This is a genomic window from Paracoccus sp. PAR01 (assembly GCF_014851995.1).
Lineage (GTDB): Bacteria > Pseudomonadota > Alphaproteobacteria > Rhodobacterales > Rhodobacteraceae > Paracoccus > Paracoccus litorisediminis.
In genome coordinates this window covers 208,369-228,667 of sequence record NZ_JACVAW010000004.1, presented here as the reverse complement: position 1 = coordinate 228,667, position 20,299 = coordinate 208,369, and the positions used below count along the sequence as shown (strand labels likewise).

The following is a 20,299-nucleotide window of genomic DNA, read 5'->3' as shown; positions in this document are numbered from 1 at the left end:
GTTCTTCTCCCTGAATTTCTTTATTTCTCGGCGCCTTCGGTGTGCTCGCCTTCCTTGGTCAGCCAATAGGCCGCAAGGATCGGGAACACCGTGACCAGCACGACAAGCATGGCGACGACATTGGTGACGGGGCGTTGGCGCGGGCGGATCAGTTCCTCCAGCATCCAGATCGGCAGGGTGGATTGGTTCCCCGCGGTAAAGGTGGTGACGATGACCTCATCGAAGGACAGCGCGAATGCCAGCATCCCGCCCGCCAGAAGTGCGGTGCCGATATTAGGCAAGATCACCAGCCGGAAGGTCTGCAACCCATCCGCGCCCAGATCCATCGCGGCCTCGATCAGCGCGCCCGAGGTGCGGCGGAACCGCGCGACCGCGTTGTTATAGACGACGACGATGCAGAAGGTCGCGTGACCCAAGACGATGGTCCAGGTGCTGAACGGAATATCCAGCAGCGAGAATGCCGAGCGCAACGAGATGCCGGTGATGATCCCCGGCAAGGCGATGGGCAGGATGACCAGCAGCGAGATTGTCTCGCGCCCGAAGAAGCGGGTGCGGGCCACCGCCGCCGCCGTCATCGTGCCCAGCACCAGCGCAATCGCGGTCGAGATCGCGGCAACCCGCAGCGACAGGAACAGCGCCTCCCACACGTCCGCGCGGCCCATGGTGACGCCGAACCATTTCAGCGTCAGGCCCGGCGGCGGCCATTGGAAGCTTTTTTCCTCGGTGGTGAAGGCATAGACGAAAATCAGCGCGATGGGTGCCAGCAGGAAGACCAGCCCGCCAATGGCGGCGATCTTCAGCGGCAAAGGTGCGCGGGTATCAGAGTGCATCAAAGGCCCCCATTTTGCGTGCGCCCCACAGATAGACGCCCATGATGACGATGGGGACGACGGTAAAGGCCGCGGCCAGCGGGATATTCCCCGCGGTGCCCTGCTGGACATAGACCGCCTGACCGATGAACAGCCGACCCGAGCCGATGATCTGCGGGATGATGTAATCGCCCAAGGTCAGCGCGAAGGTGAAAATCGAACCCGCGACAATCCCTGGCAGCGCCAAGGGGAACAGCACCATGCGGAAGCTTTGCCCCGGCGTCGCGCCCAGATCGGATGCGGCCTCCATCATCGCGCCCGGCACGCGTTCCAGCGCGGCCTGAACCGGGATGATCATATAGGGCAGCCAGATATAGATGAAGACGATGAAGGTCCCCAGATAGCTGACCGACAACGAGTTGCCTCCCACCACCGGCAGGGCGAGAACCCCGTCAAGCAGCCACATCAGATGCAGCTTTTCAAAGATCCAGGTCAGGATGCCTTCCTTGGCCAGAACCAGTTTCCAGGCATAGACCTTGACCAGGTAGCTGGACCACAAGGGCAGCATGATCCCGATATAGAACAGCGCCTTCCATTTCCCCTTGGCGTAACGCGCCGCGTAATAGGCGATGGGAAAGGCAATCGCGGCCGAGGCCAGCGTCACCGCCGCCGCCATGACCACGGTGCGCAGGATGATGTCGAAATTCGCCGGACGCAGCAGCTCGGCATAGGTCGACAGGGTGAATTCGTGCTTCACCACGCCCGAGAATTCGTCGATGGAAAAGAAGCTTTGCATCAAGAGCGCGATCAGCGAGCCGATATAGACGATGCCCAGCCACAGCACGATCGGCAGCACCAGCAGGAAGGTGAACATCGCCGGGTGGCGCATCATCCAGTCCAACAGCCGAGGCGCTAGCCCGCCACGCGCGGGCAGGATGGCCCCGGCGCTCATGCGCCATTCCCCATCACATGCACGCGGGCGCGGTCCCATCCGACGCGAACCTTGTCGCCCGGCTGCGGCAGGGTTTCGGTCGCGGGGATCAGCGCGGTCAGGCTTTGATTGCCCAGCTTCAGGCCCAGCTTGATCACGCGGCCATGGAAAGCGCGCGAGGTGACCACTGCCTCATGGCCCAGCGGGTCCAGACGGATATCCTCGGGGCGCAGGCTGGCCCAGCGATCATGCGGACCCGCGCCGACGAAATCGGCGGGAACCACGTTCGATGAACCGACGAAATCGGCGACAAAGCGGCTGTTCGGACGGCGATAGATGTCCTCGGCGGTGCCGACCTGCTGCATCTTGCCATTGGCAAAGACGGCGACGCGGTCGGCCATCGACAAAGCCTCATCCTGATCATGGGTCACGAAAACAAAGGTCAGGCCAAGCGCGCGTTGCAGGCTGCGCAGTTCTTCCTGCATCTGCTCGCGCAGCTTCAGATCCAGCGCGCCGAGCGGTTCGTCCAGCAGCAGCACCTTGGGCTTGTTGACCAGCGCCCGGGCCAAGGCCACGCGCTGACGCTGGCCCCCGGACAGTTCACCGGCGCGGCGGTCGCCGAACCCGGCCAGTTCCACCATGGCCAGCGCGTCCTCGGCGGCCTTGTGGCGCTCAGGTTTTCCCGCGCCCTTGACCCGCAGACCGAAGGCCACGTTGTCGCGCACATTCATATGCGGAAACAGCGCGTAGCTTTGGAAAACCGTGTTCACGTTGCGGCGATAGGGGGGCACGCCCGCAGCCTGTTCGCCGTAAATCTTGATGTCACCTGCCGTCGGTTGCTCGAACCCGGCGATCAGCCGCAGGCAGGTGGTCTTGCCCGAGCCTGACGGCCCCAGCATGGCGAAAAACTCGCCGTCGCGGATGTCCAGATCGACGCCGTCCACGGCGCGGACCGATCCGAAATAGCGCGACACGCCGCGAAAACTCACAGCTTCTGTCATACTCGTATTCCTGAAGAAGGGGGTCCGGGCACGCGTGGCCCGGACCGGATGGTATCAGCTGCCCATGACGGCAATGTAGTCAGACACCCAGCGTTGATAGGGCACGCAGCCACCGGCCTCGCATTTCGAGGTGGGGGTGCGCCAGAACCAGATCTTGTCGAAATCTTCGTAACCGTTGGTCTTGCAACCCTCGGCGGTCTGCTGGCCACGGCCATCGGTGCAGGCGGCCGGAACCGAAGGCACCGCGCCGAACCAGACCGACAGGTCCGATTGCAGGTTCGAGGCCAGCGAATGTTCCATCCACAGATAGGCGCAGGTGGCGTGCTTGGATTCGGTATGCAGCATCAAGGTATCGGCCCAGCCGGTCGCGCCTTCCTCGGGGATGGTGCTGGCGACGGGGGCCTTGTCGGCGGCCAGCAGGTTCACCTGGAAGGGCCAGGTGCTGGAGGCCACGACACCTTCGTTCTTGAAGTCGTCGATCTGGACCATGGCATCATGCCAATAGCGCGAGGTCAGCTGGCGCTGACCCTTCAGCAGCTCCAGCGCCGCCGCATATTGGTCCTCGTTCAGCTCATAGGGGTTGGTGATGCCCAGTTCCGGCTTGTGCTTCATCAGGAACAGCGCCGCGTCGGCAATGTAGATCGGGCCGTCATAGGCCTGAACGCGGCCCTTGTTCGACTTGCCATCGGGCAAAGTCTGCTCGTGGAAGACCACGTCCCAGCTTTTCGGCGCTTCCTTGAAGATGGTGGTGTTGTACATCAGCACGTTCGGGCCCCACATGAAGGGCGTGCCGTAATGCGTGCCGTCGACCGTGTGCCAAGGCGCGTCCTTCAGGCGGTCATCGACGGTTTTCCAGCTGGGGATCAGGTCGGTATTGATCGGCTGGACCTTCTCGCCCGCGATCAGCCGCAGCGAGGCATCGCCCGAGGCCGTGACCAGATCGAACCCGCCCTGGTTCATCAGCGAGACCATTTCGTCCGAGGTGCCCGCCGTCTTGACCTCGACCTTGCAGCCGGTTTTTTCTTCGAACTTGGTGACCCAGTCAAAGGCCTTGTCGGTCTCGCCGCGCTCAATATAGCCCGGCCAAGCGACGATCGACAGCGCGCCTTCCGGCTCACCCAGCTTGGTCAGCATCTCGGCCGAGACCGGCAATGCGCCAGCAGCAACCAGCGCCAGACCCGAGGCCAGCGCGTTCAGCAGCTTGTTCATGTTGTTTTCCCTGTTGATCCGAGACCTTTGGGGCCCCTTGCGGGAAAGCATGTGCGCACAAGTGCGTTTTCGCAAATTCAATTGTCAGAAGGGCGCTATCGGAAAAACCGATAGCTAGCTTCTAGCGCCGGAAACGCTGGGATTGGGCGGTACGGATGAACTCGCGCACCGCCGGCGAAAGCGGCGCGCCCTTGCGCCAGACCACGCCCACCTGCACCACCGGCAGCGCGCCGGACACATCGCGCGAGACGATCGGATCGCCCTCCAGCGACCAGCGCCGATAGATCAGCGCGGGCAGCAGCGCGATCCCCGCGCCCGTCGCCACCAGTGAGCGCACGGCCTCGACCGACCGCGTGCGAAAGGCGATGCGCGGCCTTGCCCCGAATGCGTCCAGCAGGCGCCGGGTCGGCTGTTCGGTTTCGTCCAGCCGCAGCATGATCATCGGTTCCTGCGCCAGATCCTCGATCGACACCGAGGGTTGGCTAGCCAGCGGATGCCCGTTCGGCAGCCATAGCTGATAGGGCGAGACCTCAAGGATCTCGGCCTGCAGGGCCAGCCGGTCGCGCAGGTTCGAGGTGACCATGACCGCCGCGTCCAACTCGCCGCCGATCAGCAGATGTTCCAGATATTCGCCCGAATCCTCAAGCGCCGCGACCTCGACGCCCGGATTGGCGCGACGGAACCGCGCCAGCACGTCCGAGATGACATAGCCCGCCACCAGCGAGGTCACGCCGATATTCAGCTTGCCCGACAGCTGCTTGGCCTCGGCCACCATCGCCTGCCGCGCATCCGAGACCGAGGCGAGGATGGTCTGGGCATGGCGCAGGAACTGGTGACCACGGGGCGTGATGTCCAGACCGCGCGGATGGCGTTCGAACAGTTGCACGCCCAGATCGGCTTCAAGATCACGGATGGCTTCGGTCACGGCGGATTGCGAAATCGCCAAGGCCTGCGCCGCCCCGGAAACCGAGGCGCTTTCGGCGGCGGCCAGAAAATAGCGCAACTGCCTGATGGTAAAGGCCATTGCCGCCCCTTTCGCGATGTGGTCCCCGCCATGAAGCAGCCCGACCCCAGCGGGTCAAGCCCCGCGCCACCCGCCGCGACCCGGATAGGGCCGCAGCGGGGCTTATTCGACCGTCTCGATGGCGATCTGTGTCGCCCCGTACCAATCGGCCACCGCGCGGATTTGGGCATCGGTCAGCTCGGCCGCGACCGGGGCCATGATCTCGCTGGGACGAGAACCGCTGCGAAAGGCCTTGAGCTGGGTGTCGATATAGATGTTGTTCTCACCGGCAAGGTTCGGGGCCTCGTCGATCAGCCTGATACCGTCCGCGCCGTGGCAGGTCACGCATTGCTCGGGCGCGCCCGCCGGATCGGCGGTCATGGTGGCGGTAATCCGATGGCCCGCATACCATGCGGCCAGATCCGCGATCTGCTGGTCGTTCAGGCTGCGGGTGACGATGGTCATCATCTCGTTCACCCGCTTGCCATCGCGAAAGGCGGTCAGCTGCGCGCGGATATAGGTCTCGGATTCGCTGCCGATATTCGGGGCGACCGGCATCTGGGACTTGCCGTCCAGCCCGTGGCAGGTCCGGCATTGGCCGGCCAGCTTGCGCCCGTCAGCCCGGTTGCCCACCGGATCGGCCAGCGCGCCCCCGGCAAGCAGCAGCCCGCCGAGAGCAAGGGAAAGCATCCCTCTCATTTTTTCACGGCGATCCGCCAGATTGCCCCGGCGAAATCGTCCGAAACCAGCATCGAGCCATCGGGCAGGAAGGCGATGTCCATCGGCCTGCCGCGATATTCGCCGGTTTCCTCGTCCAGCCAGCCCTCGGCAAAGACCTCGGGCGTGCCGGCCTTGCCCTCGGTATCGACGGGGGTGAACATCACCCTTGCGCCGACCGGCTTGGTGCGGTTCCACGACCCGTGCTGGGCCGAGAAGATGCCGCCGTGATATTTCTCGGGGAAGGATTTCCCGACATAGAAGCGCATGCCCAGATCGGCGGCATGGGCCTGCATTTCCACGGCGGGGGCGGTGAATTCGACACCTTCGGGACGCGGCACGTCCTTGTATTCGGGGATCTCGACCGCGCCATTCACCCAGGGAAAGCCGAAATGCTCGCCGGGCTTGGTCTGGCGGTTCAACTCTCCGGGCGGGATGTCGTCGCCCATGCCGTCGACCTGATTGTCGGTGAACCACAGCTCGCCATTGGCCGGGTTGAAGTCATGCCCGACCGAGTTGCGGATGCCGCGGGTAAAGACCTCGCGCCCGGTGCCGTCCTTGTTCATGCGGATGATGCCGCCAATGCCGGTTTCGTCATACATCTGATGCTTGTCGACCGGCTGGATGTTATGCGGCTGCCCCAATGAGATATACAGCTTGCCATCCGGCCCGACCCGGCAGACGCGGGCGGTGTGGTTGAAGCTTTCTTCCTCGGCCGGGATCAGCTTGCCCTTGTCCACCACGACGCCGACAGCGGGGTCCGGCCCCTCAAAGAAGAACTCGGCCGCCGGGAAGGTCAGGACGCGGTTGCGCTCGGCGATGAACAGGAAGCCGTCGGGCGAAAAGCAGGGCCCGTTCGGCAGGTCGAAGGTGACCGAGGGCGCGAAATCCTTGACCTCATCGGCAATGCGGTTGCGGTCGCGATCGACCACCGACCAGACCTTGTCCTTGCGCGTGCCGACAAAGGTCACCGTGCCCTGCGGCGCCACCGCCATCGAGCGCGCATCGGGCACGACGGCGTACAGGCTGGCCTCGAACCCGTCGGGCACCTTGATGAACGGCACGATGTCCTTCAGTGCCGTCGCGCGGTCATCGTCCTGCGGCACGGTGGTAAAGGTCGCATCCGTGCGCTTCATGCTGGTCAGCTTGTCCATGTTGTCCTGCGCGGCCAGCGGCCCGGACAGAAGCGTGCCAAGGCAAAGCCCGGCAAGAAGTCCCTTGCGAGTCATGATCCCCCCTCCTGAAGCGTTTCCGCGCGGGCTCCTCTCCCGCTGGAAACCAACGGAAGGGTGCGGGAGAGATCACGATTTTGTCAACGCGGATGAACTGCGACTTTTGGTTTAGGCATCAGCCCGCCATGCGCGCGTCGTGATGGCGGGCCAGATGCGCCCGGTCGTCCAGCGTCGAAAGGGCGATGGCGACCAGCATGCCGATCACCACGCCCGCCAGCGTGTCCAGCACCCGTTCCGACGCCATCGCCGCGCCCGAGGCCTGCGGCATCGCCAGATAGCTCATTAACAGGGCCATCGGCGTCACAAGGATCTGGCCCAGACCGTAGTTCGTGCCGATGATCAGCTCGGTGGTGATTTGCAGCATGGCCAGCACCACGATCATCACCCAGAACGAAGGGTCAGCCTGCAGGATCAGCCAGACCAGCAGCGCCCCGGCAACCGTCCCCGCCATCCGCTGCAGGGCGCGGGACATGCTGACATGCAGGAACGGTCCCTGAATGACCACGATCGCCCCCATCGCCGCCCAGGCCGGATGCGCCGCGCCCGCCATGTCGCTGGCAAATGCCGCGATCCCCGCGCCAAGCGCCACCCGCGCCGAGGCCGTCAGTCGATGTCCCAGCGGGCGGACCGGTTCGACCGGCAAGGGCCGGTCGGGCCCGGCGGCATGGCGCAGCGTCTCGGTCAGGGTGCAGACCGCCCAAGCGAGGACCGCGACCAGACCGGTCGCCGCGACCCGGCCAAATATCTCGGGCAGGGTGACCGGATGCCCCATCGCGGCCCCGGCGGCAAAGACAAAGATCAGCACCCCCGGCGGTCCCAGTCGCCATGTCGTCGTGGCAAAGAACAGCACCCCGCTGGTCAGCGCCAGCAAGGCCAACTGACCATTGGCCGAAAGGCCCAGCCAGACCGCCAGCGACATGGACAGCACCGCCAGAACCTGCAGCGCACCGCTTTGCAGCAGCACCCGACTGCGCTGCCCTTCGGGCGCGAAGCGGCCAAACAGGGCGACCAGCGCGCCAAGTGCGGCAAAGCCGGTCAGCCCGTGCCATGGCGACAGATGCACCAGCGGCAGGGTGATCGCCAGCGTCAGCGCGGCCTGAGACCCGGCCAGCGCCGCATTGCGCAACGACGGCTGCCGCGCCAGCGTCAGACTGTCGCGCAGATGCAGGGGCCGCAGCAGATGGCGGGTGGCGGCACGGCGGGACAGGGTCTGGGTCATCGCTTGCCCTCGGTCGGGGAAACCATCCGGGCCTCGATCCGGTCGAAATGGCCCAGCATCGCGGCAATGTCGGTATCGGCCAGATCGGCCAGCAATTCGTCCTCGGCGCGGCCAAGCTCGCGGCGGATCTCGGTGACGCGGGCCTCACCGGCGGGGGTCAGGTGGATCAGCTTGGCGCGGCCGTCGCTCGCGTCGGGGCGACGTTCGACCAGACCTTCGCGGCACAGGAAATCCAGCACCCGCACAAGGCTGGAGCCATCGACGCCCACCAGCGCCGCCAGTTCCTTTTGCGAGATGCCGCCGCCGGTTTCCCGCAGATGGACCAGCGGCACCCAGCTGGCGTCAGACAGGCCAGCCGCGGCCAGCCGCAGGTCGATAGCACGCCGCCAGCGCCGGGCCAGAAGCGAAAAACGAATGCCGAAGCGCGAACGAGCCGAGGGGGAATCCTGTGTCATCCCGCCAATATGGCGAATTTAAATTGATTTGCAATTCAAATTATATTTTGATGCCTTTTCAGTGCAGGCTACAGATCCTTCATCAGCCGCAATGCATCATAGATCGCCGCATGAGTATTGCGCGCCGAGACCGCATCGCCAATGCGGAACAGCTGGAAGCGGCCCTGCGGATTGGCGGAAAGCTGCTGCGGGTCGCCCCCGACCAAGGCCTCGTAATCGACCTCTCCCAAGTTCCGGGACAGGGGTTTCAGATCGAAATACAGCTCGTCCAGCGGCCGGGTGCCGTGGTTGATCACGACCTGATCGACCAGCCTTTCGCGGGTCACCGGGCCGTAATCGCTGCCCAGCGTGGCAAGGATGCGGTTGGCTTCGCGTGCCAACCCGACCAGCCGCCACGTCACGGTAAAGGTGGTGTCGCGGCCCTGCATCGCGCGCATATAGGGCACCAGATTCATCGCCATCACTTCGGGGGCGAAGCTGCGGTCGGGAGTGACGATTTCCACCCGCGCCCCGCTGGCCGAGATCAGGTCGGCGGCCATCAGCCCGGCATGATCGCCCGCATCGTCAAAGACCAGCACCTCGCGCCCCGGCTTCACATCACCCGACAGGATGTCCCAAGCCGAGCAGGCCAGATCATTGCCCTGCGCCAGCACCTCGGTATGGGGCAGGCCGCCGGTGGCGATGACGACGATATCGGGGTCGCTTTCCAGAACCGTGTCGGTCTCGGCATAGGTGTTGAACCGGAATCCGACGCCCACCTTGATGCATTGGTCGTAGCGCCAGCGGATGATCGAGATCATCTCGCGCCGTCTTTCATCCTGCGCGGTCAGGCGGATCTGGCCGCCGGGCTCGGACGCGGCCTCGAACACTGTCACCTGATGGCCGCGGGCGGCTGCGACGCGGGCGGCCTCAAGCCCGCCCGGTCCGGCACCGACCACCGTCACGCGGCGCGGGGAGGGCGCGGGGGCCACGACATGTGGCATCGTCAGTTCGCGGCCGGTGGCGGGGTTGTGCAGGCACAAGGCCATGCCGCCCTGATAGATACGGTCCAGACAGTAATTCGCGCCGACGCAGGGGCGGATGTCGTCCTCATGCCCCTCGACCAGCTTGCGGACCAGATGCGGGTCGGCCATATGGGCGCGGGTCATGCCGACCATGTCCAGCCGCCCGCTGGCGATGGCGTGGCGGGCGGTGGCAAGATCGGGGATCTTGGCGGCGTGAAAGGTCGGCATCCCGGTCGCGGCGCGGATTTCTCCGGCGAAATCCAGATGCGGGGCGTTCCGCATGCCCTGAATCGGGATCAGGTCGGTCAGGCCGGGATCGGTGTCGATATGGCCGCGCACCACGTTCAGAAAATCGACCAGCCCGCTGTCGCGCAGCTTGCGGCTGACCTCCAGCCCCTCGGCCTTGCCCATGCCGCCGGGCAGGTCCTGATCGCCGGTATAGCGCAGGCCCACGATAAAATCTGGCCCGCAGCGGTCGCGGATGGATTGCAGCACCCGCATCGCAAAGCGCAGCCGGTTGTCCAGCGACCCGCCATAGGGCGCGTCCAGATCATTGGTCAGCGGCGACCAGAATTGTTCCAGCAGGTGGCCGTAAGCCTCAAGCTCGATCCCGTCGACGCCGGCGGCCTTCATCCGCTCGGCGGCATCGGTGAAATCGCTGATGACGCGGGCGATGTCCCAATCCTCGATCCGCTTGGGAAAGGCGCGATGCGCGGCCTCGCGTTCGTGGCTGGGGGCAAGGACGGGCAGCCAGTCGCCGGTATCCCAGCGGGTGCGCCGCCCCAGATGGGTCAGCTGGATCATCACCGCCGCGCCATGGTCGTGGCATTCATCGACCAGCTGCCGCATCCAGCCGACGACCTCATCCTTCCAGACAAGGATGTTGTTGAAGGCGGGCGGGCTGTCGCGCGCCACACTGGCCGAGCCCGCCGTCATGGTCATCGCCACGCCCGCCCGCGCCCGTTCGACGTGATAGGCGCGGTAGCGTTCCTTGGGCATCCCGTCCTCGGCATAGGCGGGTTCGTGGGATGTGATCATGATGCGGTTGCGCAGCGTCAGATGACGAAGCTGGAACGGCTGCAGAAGCGGGTCGCGGGACATGTCGGCCTCCGGTTGCTGAAGGCAGGATTCCAAAACTGTTCACATGTGTCAAGTTTTCGTTCATGACTGAACATTTTCTTGCCCAAGCGCGCGGGCGGCCCTAGTCTGGAGGCATGGATAGCGTTCAGGAACAGGATGCCGGCTGGCGCGGCTCGCCCGATTTGTGGCTGAGTGCGGCCTATGACGCGCTGATCGAAAACGGTGTCGATGCGGTCAAGATCCAGCCCCTGGCGGCGCGGCTGAAGCTGTCGCGGACCTCGTTCTACTGGTTTTTCAAGGATCGGGCGGCGCTGCTGGACGCCTTGGCCGGGTTGTGGGCGGAACGCACCACCGCGCCGCTGGTCGCCGCCAGCCATGCCTTTGCCGCGACTAAGACCGAGGCGATGCTGAACATGATCGGCTGCTTCCTGAGCGAGCGTTTCGACGCAAGGCTGGAATTCGCCGCGCGCAGCTGGGCGCTAAGCGATGGGGCGATGATGACCCGGTTGCAGCAGGCCGATGCCGCGCGGCTATCCGCGATCGAATCCCTGCTGATGCGCTGGGGCCATGACCCGAAGGACGCCGATGTCCGGGCGCGGACGGTCTATCTGGTTCAGATCGGCTATATCTCGATGCAGACGCGCGAAAGCCTGACCACGCGGCTTGAACGCATTCCGCATTACGTCGAAATCTATACCGGGCGCCGCCCCGATGCGGCGGAACTGGCGCGGTTCCGGGCGGGACTGGAGGAGGCCTCATGACCATCGGCATCATTGGCGGCACCGGCTGGATCGGCGCGGCACTGGGGCGGGCGCTGCTGGCGACCGAGACGGTCGAGGCGCAGGATCTGGTGATCCTGAACCGCTCTGGCCCGCGCGAGGATTATTTCGGCCACAAGGTGCAATGGGCGCGCGATTGCCGCGATCTGGTCGAGCGCAGTGAAGTCGTCGTGCTGTCGGTGCGCCCGCAGGACTGGCCGGGCTTGGATTTCGCGGGGCAGGGGCGGCTGGTGCTGTCGGTGATGGCGGGGGTGCCGATCGCGGCCATCGGGCCGCGCACCGTCCGCGCCATCCCCAATGCCGCGGCCGAGATCGGGGCGTCCTATTCGCCTTGGGTGGCGGGGCCGGACGTGACCCGGCAGGACCGGGCGCGGATCGCCGCGATCCTGTCGGCCATCGGGCGCGAGGAAGAACTGACCGAGGAATCGCAGCTGGACCTGATGACCGCCGTGCCCGGTGCCGGTCCGGCCTATCCGGCGCTGATGGCGGTGGCGATCATGCGCTATCTGACCGATCAGGGGCTGCCCCGCTCGGTCGCCGAACACGCCGCCGAGGCCGTCATCTGCGACGCCGCGCGCCTGCTGTCGGGCCGCATGGCCGAGGCCGAGGCCATGGTGCAAAGCTATGTCGACTATGCCGGGACCACCGCCGCTGGCCTGCTTGAGGCGCAGCGGCTGGGCTTTGACACTGCGCTTCAGGAAGGTTTTGCCGCGGCGACCCGCAAGGCGGCAAGCTTGGGCGGCTGAACCGCCCTATTCCTCAAGGAAGACGCGGGTGCGGGTGCGGGTCAGATGCTCTGCCATCGCGGCCCGCGCGGCTTCCGCATCGCGGGCACGGATCGCCTCGACGATGGCGGCATGTTCCTGACTGACCAATGCGATGCGGCCGGGGCTGAGCCTGCCTGACAAGCTGCGGGCAAATTCGATGCTTTTGACGAATTGTGGCCCGGCCGAGGCCAAAGCCGCAAGCAGGAAGGCGTTATGCGCCGCCTCGGCAATTGCCAGATGCAGCAGACGGTCTTCCTCGATCCCATGCGCACCGGCGGCAAGCGCCACGTCCACGGCGCGATGCGCGGCCTCGATCCGGGCCAGCTGTTCGGGCGTGTGGCGGGTCGCCGCAAAACCCGCGACCTCGCATTCGATGACCTGCCGGAATTCGAACAGCCGCTGCATCGTGGCGATGCTGCCGATATCGGGATAATCCAGCACGCCCGCATTGGGCTTGCGCAGCACCATGCTGCCCTGACCCTGACGCGAGGTGACGATGCCGTCGATCTTCAGCCGCGACAGGGCCTCGCGCACGACGGTCCGGGATACCGAATACATCTGGCAGAACTGCGCCTCGGTCGGCAGACGGCTGCCTTCGGGCAGGGGTTTGTTCAGGATCAGGTGCAGGATCTCGTCATAGATCTGGTCGGCCAGCGTGGCTGCGCCTGCGCCGCGCGCGCTTTCGTCCGGGATGGTCCTGTCGTCCCTCAATCTGCTTTCCACTTGTATTTCCTTGCGTCGCGACGGGTGCGACGCCTCCTCCGCGGCGAAAGATAGTCCGTCGCGCGCGCCATGTGTAGGGGCGCACCTTGTGCGGGGCAGGGTCTGTGGCAAGGGGGCTGCGGCAGGGGATGGCGGGCGGCGTCCCGCCAACTTGTATTATTTGTATTGTCAAACCGGCGGTGAATCGCATAGTTGTATGACATGTAACTGCATGGCGACCTGAAAATCCAACCGGTTCAACGGCTTGCGACGGGACGAATCCCCGCGCCCTGATCCAGCGGATAATGCGCGACCCGCACCGCTCAGGTCGTCTGGAACTGATACAGGCTCGGGAGGAACAGCCTTTGGATATGTCCACACATCTGGGCTCTGCTGCGGCAGAGGCCCGGCGCACCAATGCCCGCTGGGGCATTCTTGCGATGCTCTTCATCGCGACCACGATCAACTATGCCGACCGCGCGACCATGTCGATGGCGGGCAAGGACATGAGCGCAGCCCTCGGCCTGTCCTCGGTCCAGATGGGCTACATCATGTCGGCCTTTGCCTGGTCCTATGTGCTGGCGCAGCTGCCGATGGGCACGATGCTGGACAAGCACGGCTCGCGCAAAGTCTATTTCTGGGGCCTGCTGCTGTGGTCGGTCTTTACCATGGCGCAAGGCCTGGTCGGCTTCCTGACCGGTGGCGCCGCTGTCGCGCTGCTGTTCGGCCTGCGTCTGGCGGTCGGTGCCGCTGAAGCGCCCTGCTTCCCCGGCAATGCCCGGCTGACCTCGGCCTGGTTCCCGAAACAGGAACGCGGGTTTGCCTCGGCGATCTTCAACTCGTCGCAATATTTCGCCACTGCCGCATTCGCGCCGCTGATGGGCTTCATCGTCCACACCTTCGGCTGGGAGGCAGTGTTCTACATCATCGGCGCGCTTGGCGTCGTGCTGGCTGCGGTCTGGGGCAAGTTCATCTTCCCGCCGCGCCTGCATCCGGGCGTCAATCAGGCCGAGCTTGACTATATCCGTGAGGGCGGCGCGCTGGTCGATCTGGACTATGCCGCATCCGCGGCGAAGCCCAAGACCGTCGACACGATGAAATGCATCAAGGAACTGCTGGCCAGCCGCATGCTGCTGGGCGTCTATATGTTCCAGTTCTGCATCAACATCCTGACCTATTTCTTCCTGACCTGGTTCCCGATCTATCTGGTCAAGGAACGCGGCATGTCGATCCTGAAGGCGGGCTTTGTCGCCTCGCTGCCGGCGCTGTGCGGCTTTGCCGGTGCGCTGCTGGGCGGCTGGCTGTCGGACCAGATGCTGAAACGCGGCTATTCGCTGACCGTCGCCCGCAAGACGCCGATCGTGATCGGCATGTTCCTGGCGATGTCGATGCTGGCCTGCGAATATGTCGACTCGAACGCGCTGGTCATCTTCTTCATGTCGCTGGCCTTCTTCGGCAAGGGCGTGGGCTCGCTGGGCTGGGCGATCGTGTCGGATACCTCGCCCAAGGAAGCCGGCGGCATCTCGGGCAGCCTGTTCAACACCTTCGGCAACTCGGCCGGCATCGTGACGCCGATCGTCATCGGCTATCTGGTGCAGGCCAGCGGCGGGTCGTTCAACAGCGCGCTGGTCTTTGTCGGTCTTAGCGCTGCAGTCGCCCTGTTCATGATGCTGGTCTTTGTCGGCCGCATCGAGCGGGTCGAGCTGAAAAAATCGCTGGTCGCGCAAAACGCGTGATGACAGTCTTGGCGGCGGCCCTCGGGTTGCCGCCATTTACGTGACATTCCTGCGCCGGTTCCGGCGCAACCCGAGGAGCCCGAGATGAACCAGCAGGTAGCCATGGAAGCCCCCCGTTCGATCCGTTTGAACCCCAGCGACAACGTGGCCATCGTCGTCAATTCCGGCGGCCTGCCCGCCGGGACGCAGATGGGTGACATCACCCTGATCGATCACGTCCCGCAGGCCCATAAGGTCACGCTGGCCGACATCCCCGAAGGCGGCGCGATCACCCGCTATGGCGAGGTCATCGGCTATGCGATCAAGGCCCTGCCGCGCGGATCGTGGGTCAACGAATTGCTGCTGGAACTGCCGACGCCGCCGGAACTGGCAAGCCTGCCGCTGGCGACCAAGGTTCCCGCCGATCTGCCTGCGCTGGAAGGCTATACCTTCGAGGGCTACCGCAATGCCGACGGAACCGTGGGCACCCGCAACGTGCTGGGCATCTCGACCTCGGTGCATTGCGTGGCGGGCGTGGTCGATCATGCCGTCCGCATCATCAAGGAACGCCTGCTTCCGAAATACCCCAATGTCGATGACGTTGTCGGCCTGAACCATCTTTACGGCTGCGGCGTGGCGATCAACGCCCCCGAGGCCGTGGTCCCGATCCGCACCCTGCAGAACCTGGCCCGGAACCCGAATTTCGGTGGCGAGATTCTGGTCGTCGGCCTTGGCTGCGAGAAGCTGCGCCCCGAGACCCTGATGCCGGAACTGCCCTCGGACCAAGCCATGCGCAATGTGCTGAGCCTGCAGGATGAGGGCTTCACCGGCTTTCAGGCGATGATCGACGGCATTCTGGCCATGGCCGAGGAACGGCTGGAGCAGCTGAACCGCCGCACCCGCGAAACCGTCCCGGCCTCGGAACTGGTCGTCGGTCTGCAATGCGGCGGCTCGGACGCGTTTTCGGGCGTGACCGCGAACCCGGCGCTTGGCTATGCCGCCGACCTGATCGTGCGGGCAGGGGGCACCGTTATGTTCTCGGAAGTGACCGAGGTGCGCGATGCGGTCCACCTGCTGACGCCCCGCTGCGCCGATGAGGAAACCGGCCGCGCCATGCTGCGCGAGATGAAATGGTATGACGATTATCTGGCGCAGGGTCGTACCGATCGCAGCGCCAACCCCTCGCCCGGCAACAAGAAGGGCGGGCTGTCGAACATCGTCGAGAAAGCTCTTGGTTCGATTGCGAAATCCGGCAGCAGCAAGATCTCGCAGGTGCTGGCACCGGGTGAGCGGGTGACGAAAAAGGGCCTGATCTTTGCAGCGACGCCTGCCTCGGATTTCGTCTGCGGCACGCAGCAGCTGGCCTCGGGCATGACGCTTCAGGTCTTCACCACCGGTCGTGGCACGCCCTACGGTCTGGCCGCAGCCCCGGTCATCAAGGTCGCGACCCGCACCGATCTGGCGAAACGCTGGCACGACCTGATGGATTTCGACGCCGGCCCCGTCGCCACCGGTGAGGCCACCATCGAGGAGGTCGGCCAGCAACTGTTCGAGCTGATCCTTGACGTGGCCAGCGGCCGCAAGAAGCCGTGGTCGGATGTCTGGGGCATCCATAACGCGCTGGCCGTCTTCAACCCCGCCCCCGTGACCTGATCCGGGAAACCCGGCAATAATCACCCCGTCCTGCAGGCGCAGGGCGGGGTTTTTCTATTGGGCGGGGGTATTCATGGTCAGAAGCCCAATCGTTCTGTTGCATAGCCTGCGGTCAGGTCGAGAGTGCCGTAACCGCCCTGACGGATCGGGGACTCGGCCAGACGTGGATCAAAGACGCCGTTCAATCCGAGGTGCTTTGCAGACGTAGCGCGCCGCCGATGCGCCCTTGATCGTCGGGCAGGTGATACATGGTCGCGATCTTCAGCAGGTGCTCGGGCAGGAAGGTATTATAGCGGCTGCCCGCCGCGCCATCGATGGACGAGGCCTTCGCCCAGATCGTCATGGAGGAGATCGCCCCTATTCCCAGCATCACCGCTCAAACTACCTGACCATGATCTCAGGCCATCCCAAAAATGACACCACGCGGAAGGAGGTGACCAGCGAGGGCGCTTAGCCCTTGGCGACGTGTCATTCTTGGCCGTTTGCAATGGCAACGCAGCGTTGCGGGTATCTACCGACGATCCTTGATAGATCTTCAGCGCTGCGGCATTCCCCAATTGGTCACCAGTTGGCTGTGATCAGTTCTGGCCACGGAATGCTTGAAGATCCGGTCAGCCTTTCCTGCCCAAACAGCAGTAAAGCCGCCGCCGAGCTTCACTTTATGGCCGACAGCAGCCGCCTCGCCTGCCTTACATCCTGAGTTTTCGTGCCTTGGGTCATGCGCCTGAGACTCTCAAAGAGTCTGTCCCGCGCCAGGGTCTGATACCCGCTATGCAGGTCCAGTTCGGCCAGGTTTGTTGCAATGCGAAGCTCCCAAGCCATGGCGCCTTGACTACGGGCTGTCTCAAACGCGAATTCCAACTGCGCGCGTGCACCCTCGGCATCACCGCCGGAAAGAAGCTGCACCGCTGCGATACGCTGCAATTCGGCGGTGCTCCAATGGGGATAGTGCCGCTTTTCCTCTCCGTCCATCTGCGTGATCCATGCCATGGGAAGGCCCGGCAGGATCGTAGCCAGGATATGGCGGTGCAGCCCGTCCAACTCGTCCGCGTAAGCAATGATGGCATCGTCGGGCGCCGCCGTTCCGTGCTTGAGGCGGTGGACCGCGCTTTGGTAGGTTCGACCCCAGCGCCCCCAATAACTGTAATCGTTCTCGGCCGAGATCTTCATCAGCAGGGCGGAAAGCGACTCGGCCTGTTCGATGTCCCCGACCCAGAAGGTCAGCGGAATGATCATCATTCCCAGGCCATAGGCCAGCCCCAGCAGATCGCCCGACAACCCGACCGTCACCGCCTCATGTGCCAGATCCAACGCGGCATCGGCCTGACCGGTCAGCCATAGCAGGTTCGACATGTTCGCCCGCGACGTCACGCCCTGCTTGTACATCAGGTCCAGTTGGACATGGGCCGTCATCTGCGCATTCGATCGCAGCGCCGCCCGTCCATGACGCGCGGCATCGGCAAGATTCCCGTCCCGCCACATGCTGAGCGCCACGATGCGATGTGCCATCGCGATCTGCGCCGTATCGCCCGAGGCCTCTGCGACCTGCTGGAATTCGCGGGCATAGATCAGAGCATCGCCATATCTGGCTTGGGTCAGGCGGGTCCCAAACATCGCCCAGAGACAGTCAAGATGGCAGCTTCGGTTTTCCGTCCGATGTGCCACATCGATGGCCTTGATCAGCATCGGCTGAACCTTTGGCGACAGGCCCAGTGAATTGTACCAGGCCTTGTGCAGGCTGGGCGCAAGCCAGACCAGATCGGTTTCGTCAAGATCGGGATGGTTCGCGAAAATGTCGATCGCCCGTTCGATGACCAGAGCGTAGTCCTTGAGCATCGAAAGCCGCAGCCACATCGGGCCACTCTCGACGATCAGTTGCACCGCAAGCCGTGCATCTCCGCCCTCGCGCAATCCCCAGGCGATGGCCGCGCGGATATCGGCCGCGATCCGGCGCAATTCTGCATTGTGGTCACCTCTGCCCTCTGCATTGGTGCCGCCGATCCGGATGGCCTGCGCCAGTTCGGTGACCAGATGTGCGGCGTGGCGGTGCTGGATTTCGGGCGCATCCGCTCTGTCCGCCAGACGCGAGGCGCAAAAGGCGCGCGTCGTCTCCAGCAGGCGGTAGCGCACCGATTGGCCCGAGCGGCTGACGATCACGAAGGATTTCGTGACCAGCGAGGCGACCAGCCGCAGAAGGCTCTCGAATTCACTTTTTGAAACCTGCCCGGCAGCCTCCAACTGAAATTCGCCCTGAAAGACGCTGAGCATCACCAGCAGGTTCCGCTCATCCTCGGATAGCAGGTCAAAACTCCATTCAAGCGTTGCGGCCAGCGTGCGATGACGCGGCAATGCCGTGCGCTTGCCGCCGTCAAGAAGGCTGATCTGCCCTTCAAGCGCATGGGCAAGGGCCTCGACGCCGATCGCCTCGATCCGACCGGCAGCCAGTTCGATGGCAAGTGGAATGCCGTCCAGGCGACGCGCAATCTGGACCAGCGCGGGCACATCCTGATCCGAGAAAGAAACGCTTTGCGCGGCCATCGCCCGTTCGACCAGCAGTTCGATGCCCGGATAGTTGAGCGCCTCGACAAGCGACGGGGGCATGTTGCCTTCGGGGGGTAGCTCAAGTCCGCCAAGACGCAGGACGGCCTCGCCATCGATCAGAAACGGCTCGCGGCTCGTGACCAGAATGCGCAGGTCCGGCGCTTGCAGCAACAGGCGTCCGGCAAGCGCAGCAGTCACCTCCAGCACATGTTCGCAATTGTCGAGGACCAGCAGGGTCGGGGTCGCCCTGACCGCCGCAAGGATAAGCTGTTCAGGCGCGTTATGCGGATCGCCCGTCCCACCAAACGTCGCGGCGATGGCTGCCGGCACGAGATCGGCAGAAGCAAGCGGCGCCAGATCGACAAAGCAGATCCGAAATTGATCGTCATCGGCAAGGCACCAGCACAGTTCGACAGCAAGGCGGGTCTTGCCGATCCCACCCGGTCCCACAATGCTAAGGCAACGATGCCGCTGCAGGCGGTCAAGGGCAATGGCAACATCCTCACCCCGGCCTATCATCGAGGACAGGGGCGAGATCAGGCCCATTGCGTTCAAGCCGGCCCCAAGCTGATTTCCAGGGTTGGGGACTGGCGGACAGGTCAGTGCATATCCCCGACCGGGAGTGTTCGAGATATGGGACGGCCCCGACGACCCGGCGTCGAGCAACCGCCTGAGCGCCGACATCTGCACGCGCAAGTTCGCTTCATCGACATGAATTCCGGGCCAGGCCGAGGAGATCAGCTCGGCATAGCCGATCGTCTCTCCTGGGTTCTGCGCGAGCGTCCGCAGGAGCATCCTGGCCCTGCTGCCAATCCTGACCGGGCTGTCTTGCCGCAACAGGACGCCCGAGCCGGGAAGGAAACGATACTCTCCGAAGCGGACCTCATATCCCGTTCCGGAGGACTGAAACGCGCCTTCCACCACTCACCTCATTACCGAAATCAGGGATCGATGGTGGAATGCTAATGGCCATGCGCAGCGCTGTCGCCCTTCCGAAGTACGATATTGCGTGGAATCGCCTGCTGCCCTATTTTATTCGCCCCTCTTGATCGCCAATGCGCGGAATGGCGTGGCTATTGCAAATCGTCCACTGCAACGACCGCAGCCTCTTGCCGGCGATAATCTCACGCAGGGGATGATGGCGTTTGACAGGCTCGAATTTGGCTGAATTTCGGGCCTTTAAGGGCGTTTCCTAGACTTGTCACCCGAGATGCTGTTGCCCAATGCCACTCCTGAGGAGCGGGCCGAATTCGGCTACATTTGGGGTCGGTGGATTCGGGACGTGGGTGCAAGCAAATGTCCCGCTGATCCGCGCGGGAGTCCTGATCGACAACCGTGCGGGCTGGAATTTCCAGCCCCGCATCAGGCGGCTGGCCGACAACCTCAAGAGGGCCGGGATCGAGCCGGTTCATCTCACCAAGCCCATCCTTACCCAGGCCTTTGCCCGACAAGTCGGGCGAGACCTTGGGTGATTGTTGTAAG

The 20,299-nt window shown here is 64.2% G+C and carries 17 protein-coding genes; 4 read left to right on the top strand and 13 right to left on the bottom strand.

From position 1 onward, the window contains the following. Positions 1 to 20: 20 nt before the first annotated feature. The 10 genes from IB235_RS09970 to IB235_RS09925 form a co-directional block, all read right to left on the bottom strand. Entirely contained in the window at positions 21 to 830 is an 810-nt protein-coding gene (locus IB235_RS09970) for an ABC transporter permease (RefSeq protein WP_192336580.1), read from the bottom strand. After that, positions 820 to 1,761, bottom strand: a complete 942-nt coding sequence (locus IB235_RS09965) for an ABC transporter permease (protein ID WP_192336579.1) — start codon at positions 1,759 to 1,761, stop codon at positions 820 to 822. Before IB235_RS09965 ends, IB235_RS09970 begins: the two co-directional genes overlap by 11 nt. Beyond that, a complete protein-coding gene (locus IB235_RS09960; RefSeq protein WP_155039323.1) occupies positions 1,758 to 2,741 on the bottom strand; it encodes an ABC transporter ATP-binding protein in 984 nt (327 codons plus the stop codon). Before IB235_RS09960 ends, IB235_RS09965 begins: the two co-directional genes overlap by 4 nt. A 54-nt stretch (positions 2,742 to 2,795) precedes the next feature. Continuing rightward, positions 2,796 to 3,950: an ABC transporter substrate-binding protein gene (locus tag IB235_RS09955; protein WP_192336578.1), complete on the bottom strand. Its 1,155-nt coding sequence runs from the start codon at positions 3,948 to 3,950 to the stop codon at positions 2,796 to 2,798. Between the two features lie 121 nt (positions 3,951 to 4,071). Beyond that, positions 4,072 to 4,974 (bottom strand): LysR family transcriptional regulator, encoded by a 903-nt coding sequence (locus tag IB235_RS09950; protein ID WP_155039321.1) that lies wholly within the window; start codon positions 4,972 to 4,974, stop codon positions 4,072 to 4,074. A gap of 102 nt (positions 4,975 to 5,076) precedes the next feature. Beyond that, a complete protein-coding gene (locus tag IB235_RS09945; RefSeq protein WP_192336577.1) occupies positions 5,077 to 5,652 on the bottom strand; it encodes a cytochrome c in 576 nt (191 codons plus the stop codon). Beyond that, positions 5,649 to 6,899: a sorbosone dehydrogenase family protein gene (locus tag IB235_RS09940; protein WP_192336576.1), complete on the bottom strand. Its 1,251-nt coding sequence runs from the start codon at positions 6,897 to 6,899 to the stop codon at positions 5,649 to 5,651. Before IB235_RS09940 ends, IB235_RS09945 begins: the two co-directional genes overlap by 4 nt. Positions 6,900 to 7,017: 118 nt before the next feature. Continuing rightward, positions 7,018 to 8,121, bottom strand: a complete 1,104-nt coding sequence (locus IB235_RS09935; RefSeq protein WP_192336575.1) for an FUSC family protein — start codon at positions 8,119 to 8,121, stop codon at positions 7,018 to 7,020. Next, positions 8,118 to 8,576 carry a MarR family winged helix-turn-helix transcriptional regulator gene (locus tag IB235_RS09930; RefSeq protein ID WP_155039317.1) on the bottom strand — a complete coding sequence of 153 codons (459 nt, stop codon included), beginning with the start codon at positions 8,574 to 8,576 and terminating at the stop codon, positions 8,118 to 8,120. The genes IB235_RS09935 and IB235_RS09930 overlap by 4 nt, the downstream gene beginning before the upstream one ends. A gap of 68 nt (positions 8,577 to 8,644) precedes the next feature. After that, positions 8,645 to 10,681 (bottom strand): NADH:flavin oxidoreductase, encoded by a 2,037-nt coding sequence (locus tag IB235_RS09925; protein WP_192336574.1) that lies wholly within the window; start codon positions 10,679 to 10,681, stop codon positions 8,645 to 8,647. 113 nt (positions 10,682 to 10,794) lie between these two features. Here IB235_RS09925 and IB235_RS09920 point away from each other — a divergent pair, with 113 nt between their 5' ends. Both IB235_RS09920 and IB235_RS09915 read left to right on the top strand, forming a co-directional pair. After that, positions 10,795 to 11,421, top strand: coding sequence for a TetR/AcrR family transcriptional regulator (locus IB235_RS09920; RefSeq protein ID WP_192336573.1), 627 nt, complete (start codon positions 10,795 to 10,797; stop codon positions 11,419 to 11,421). After that, a complete protein-coding gene (locus IB235_RS09915) occupies positions 11,418 to 12,185 on the top strand; it encodes a pyrroline-5-carboxylate reductase (protein ID WP_192336572.1) in 768 nt (255 codons plus the stop codon). Before IB235_RS09920 ends, IB235_RS09915 begins: the two co-directional genes overlap by 4 nt. A gap of 6 nt (positions 12,186 to 12,191) precedes the next feature. Here IB235_RS09915 and IB235_RS09910 read toward each other — a convergent pair whose 3' ends face one another. After that, positions 12,192 to 12,929, bottom strand: coding sequence for an FCD domain-containing protein (locus tag IB235_RS09910; protein WP_170297634.1), 738 nt, complete (start codon positions 12,927 to 12,929; stop codon positions 12,192 to 12,194). A gap of 350 nt (positions 12,930 to 13,279) precedes the next feature. Here IB235_RS09910 and IB235_RS09905 point away from each other — a divergent pair, with 350 nt between their 5' ends. After that, the gene (locus IB235_RS09905) at positions 13,280 to 14,644 is read left to right on the top strand and encodes an MFS transporter (protein ID WP_192336571.1); all 1,365 of its coding nucleotides are present in this window, start codon (positions 13,280 to 13,282) and stop codon (positions 14,642 to 14,644) included. 84 nt (positions 14,645 to 14,728) lie between these two features. Next, on the top strand, positions 14,729 to 16,276 hold the full coding sequence (garD, locus tag IB235_RS09900; RefSeq protein WP_192336570.1) for a galactarate dehydratase: 1,548 nt from the start codon (positions 14,729 to 14,731) through the stop codon (positions 16,274 to 16,276). A gap of 181 nt (positions 16,277 to 16,457) precedes the next feature. Here the strand turns inward: garD and IB235_RS09895 are convergent, their stop codons facing one another. Further along, positions 16,458 to 16,619: a hypothetical protein gene (locus tag IB235_RS09895; RefSeq protein WP_192336569.1), complete on the bottom strand. Its 162-nt coding sequence runs from the start codon at positions 16,617 to 16,619 to the stop codon at positions 16,458 to 16,460. Positions 16,620 to 16,930: 311 nt separating this feature from the next. Next, positions 16,931 to 19,738 carry a winged helix-turn-helix domain-containing protein gene (locus tag IB235_RS09890; RefSeq protein ID WP_370576870.1) on the bottom strand — a complete coding sequence of 936 codons (2,808 nt, stop codon included), beginning with the start codon at positions 19,736 to 19,738 and terminating at the stop codon, positions 16,931 to 16,933. Between the last annotated feature and the right edge of the window lie 561 nt (positions 19,739 to 20,299).